The following is a 515-nucleotide window of genomic DNA, read 5'->3' on the forward strand; positions in this document are numbered from 1 at the left end:
TGACCTTTCGTAGGGTTACTTCTTCGGATAGCTCATGGATGCGCTGGCAGCTGCCTCGGCGTCCCAAACGTCAATCTCATCGGCCGGCAGCTCGATACTCACGTGCGCCAGTGATTTGATCTCCCCCAGCAGCACCCGACCCACCGCCCCTTTGGACACTCCCACCCGGCGGTGGATCTTGTAGTGGGACAGCCCCGCCCGGTGCAGCCGGTGGATGGCGCGCACCTGCTCGGGGGTGATCGGGGATTTGCGCCCCAGCTGCACTCCGCGGGCCCGGGCGGCCTCCAGCCCGTCCTGGACGCGCTCCACGATCAGTGCCCGTTGGTATTCGGCCATCGCCACGAACACGTTGAGCTGGAAGCGCCCGGCGGGGGTGGTGGTGTCGATAGTGTCGGTGAGGCTGCGCAGCGCCACGCCGCGGCGGATCAGCTCGTCAATCGTGGTGACCATGTGGACCAGGGACCGTCCCAGCCGGTCCAGGGAGTACAGCACGAGCGTGTCCCCCTCTCCGGCTT

Annotated in this window: 1 protein-coding gene; it reads right to left on the reverse strand. The window is 66.8% G+C overall.

Features of this window, described 5'->3' with window-relative positions:
• Positions 1-15 precede the first annotated feature (15 nt).
• Positions 16-515 (reverse strand): recombinase family protein (locus ACWCOM_RS18480; protein ID WP_454550201.1); only part of this gene is annotated, 500 nt, incomplete at its 5' end.

It is taken from the genome of Kocuria sp. KH4 (assembly GCF_053711175.1).